The sequence below is a fragment of the Streptomyces sp. CNT360 genome, assembly GCF_000424785.1.
The window spans coordinates 1-3,269 of sequence record NZ_KE384246.1 but is presented as its reverse complement, the minus strand read 5'-3'; the positions used below and the strand labels follow the sequence as shown (position 1 = coordinate 3,269).

Here is a 3,269-nt window from a genome sequence, read left to right as displayed (position 1 = left end):
TGATTCACCGCCGAACCCCGCACCACAGCCAACACCCGATGCCCGTTGCGCTCCGCATCCGACAACCGCTCCACCAACAACACACCCACACCCTCGGACCACCCCGTACCATCCGCACCCGCCGCATACGACTTGCAACGACCGTCATGCGCCAGCCCACCCTGACGACTGAACTCGACAAACGCAGCAGGCGTCGACATCACCGTCACACCACCCACCAACGCCAGCGAACACTCCCCCTGACGCAACGACTGCGCCGCCAGATGCAACGCCACCAACGACGACGAACACGCCGTATCCACCGTCACCGCAGGACCCTCAAGACCGAACGTGTACGACAGGCGGCCCGAGAAGACAGCGGCGGCGGAGCCGGTGCCCGCGTATCCCTCCAGTTCCTCCGGGGGGCGGCGCAGGAGGGTCGCGTAGTCCTGACCGTTGGTGCCCATGAACACGCCGGTCTGCCCGGACCGCAACGAACGGGGATCGATGCCCGCCCGCTCGATGGCCTCCCAGGACGTCTCCAGCAGCAGCCGCTGCTGCGGATCCATCGCAGTTGCCTCACGCGGGGAGATACCGAAGAACTCCGCGTCGAAGCAGGCGGCGTCGTGCAGGAAGCCGCCGCGGCGTGAGTACGTCGTGCCCGGCGTGCTCCGTTCCGGGTCGTAGAGCGCGTCGATGTCCCATCCGCGATCCGTCGGGAAGTCCGACACGGCGTCCGCGCCGTTCCGCACGAGTTCCCACAGGTCTTCCGGCGAGTTCACGCCGCCCGGAAAGCGGCATGCCATTCCGACGATCACGACCGGGTCGTCGCCGGTGGCCGCACCGCCCGGGCGGGTTCCGGTGTCCGCCTCGCTCTCCGCGGGTCGGAGCTCTCCCGCGTGCTCGGCGAAGCGGGCCAGCAGGTGGCGGGCCAGTTCGATGGGGGTCGGGTAGTCGAAGACCAGGGACGTCGGCAGGGCGAGGTCCGTGGCTGTGGCGAGACGGTTGCGGAACTCCACGGCGGTCAGGGAGTCGAAGCCCAGCTCGTCGAAGGCCCGGTCACGGCGGACGGTGTCGGGGCGGGCATGTCCCAGCACGGCGGCGGCCTGCTCCTGGACCAGGGTCAGCAGCGTACGCGTCCGGTCCGTCTCCGAGGCGCCGGACAGCCGAGCCGCGATGCCGGACAGCGCTGCGCTGTCGCTCCTCGTCCAGGCCGACCGGAGGGTCGGCAGCTCGCTCAACAGCGGTGTCGTGCGCGCCATGGGGGACGCCTCCGCGAACCGCTCCCAGTTCACGTCGAGAATCGTCAGCGCGGTCTCGTCCCTTTCCCACGCCTGGCGCAACGCCGCCAGCGCCGTCTCCGGACGCAGCGGAGTGATGCCGTTGCGGCGTAGCTGGCGGCCGACGACCGCGCTGTCCGCCATACCGCCGTCCGCCCACGGCCCCCAGGCGATGGAGGTGACCGCAAGACCCTCGGCCCGGCGTTCGTGGGCGAGCGCTTCGAGGTAGGCGTTGGCCGCGGCATAGTTGGCCTGCCCGGCAGCGCCGAGGGTGGCCGCCGCCGAAGCGAACAGGACGAATGCGTCGAGCTCCAGGTCGCGCGTGAGGTCGTGGAGGTGACGGGCGCCGAGCGCCTTGGCTCGCATGACACCGGCGAGCCGCTCCGGAGTCATCGCGTCGACGACTCCGTCGTCGAGCGTCCCGGCAACGTGCAGAACGGCCCTCAGCGCGTGGGTCCCCTGGCCGGTCGCCTGGATCCGATCGAGTACGCGCGCAAGTTCGTCGCGGTCGGCGACGTCGCAAGCGACGACCGTCACCTCGGCCCCCGACGCGCTCAGCTCCGCCCGGAGGTCCTCCACCCCGGGAGCGTCCGGGCCGCGCCTGCCGGCCAGGACGACGTGGTCGGCTCCTTCAGCGACGGCCCATCGCGCCGCGTGAGCACCGAGCGCGCCGGTGCCGCCCGTGACAAGCACGGTGCCACGAAGCTGTCGCCTGTCGTGGCGACGGTCCAGCGGTGCCGGCACCAACCGACGGCCGAACACACCGGACCGGCGCACGGCCACCTGATTCTCGTTCGATGCGTCGGCAAGTATGCCGCCCAGCATGTCGACGAGATGCGCGAGACCCACCTCGTCGTCGTACGCAGGAAGGTCGATCAGACCGCCCCACCGGTCCGGGTGCTCCACGGCGACCACCTGGCCGAGCCCCCAGATCGCGGCCTGGGCAGGGTGCACCCGCTCGTCCTGCCGGTTCACGACGACGGCTCCACGCGTCACACACCACATCGGGGCGGCGACGCCCGCTTCGCCCAGCGCCTGAGCGAGATGCAGGGCACCTACCAGGCCGACGCTCAGCGCGTCGGGGAACGCCGGGTCGGGACGGTCGTCCAGGGCGCCGAGATACAAGACGCCCCTGATGTCGGCCTGCCCATCGGTGGCGGCCTCGGCATCGGTCCGGGTTCCGGTCCCGGCCGGGACAGCGCGGAGCTGCTCCACGAGTTGTCCACGGTCCGCCGGAGCGAGGCGGTGGGCCTGTGCGCCTCGCTCCTCCAAAGCGTGGACGACCGTGTCGTGCGACGGGTCCGTGTCACCGGTCACCACGACCCACGTGCCCGAGAGACGCGTCGGCCCCTCGTTCCGCGCGAGCGCCGTCCATGCCTCCTTGTAGCGCCAGGAGGCTGTCACGGACTGCTCCCGGTGCTCGCGCTGCCTGGCCGCAAGAGCCGGCATGAGCTGGGCCAGCGCAGTCTGCTGCGTCGGCTCGATGTTCAGCGCCTCGGCCAGCCCGCTCACGTCCGCGCGTTCGACCGTCGCCCAGAACTCGCTGTCGACCGCGTCCTTCGACGACGACACCGAGCCCGAACCCTCCAACCAGTACCGCTGGTGCTGGAACGCGTACGTGGGCAGATCCAGCTCCCCGGACGCCGCTGCGCTCACGCGGCCGAACACCCGCAGCCAGTCCACCTCGGCCCCACGCACGTGCGCGTGTGCCAGTGCGGTCACCACAGCCCGTACCTCGTCCCGCTCCCTGCGCACCGTCGGCACGAACACCGCATCCGGCACCACACCCGGACCCAACGCACTCAACGCCGCATCCGGCCCGACCTCCACGAACGTCTCCACACCATCGGCACGCAGGCGCTCCACCGCGTCGGCAAACCGCACCGTCGCCCGCACATGCTCCACCCAATAGCCCGGCGACGCGATCTCCTCCACCACCCGCTCACCCGTCACCGTCGAGACGAACGGAACCCGTGGCGGATGGAACGACAGCCCCTCCACCACCTCACG

1 protein-coding gene is annotated in these 3,269 nt (G+C 70.9%); it reads right to left on the bottom strand.

From position 1 onward, the window contains the following. Window positions 1–3,269: SDR family NAD(P)-dependent oxidoreductase (locus H297_RS39380; RefSeq protein ID WP_037795799.1), on the bottom strand; the 3,269-nt coding region annotated here is incomplete at both ends.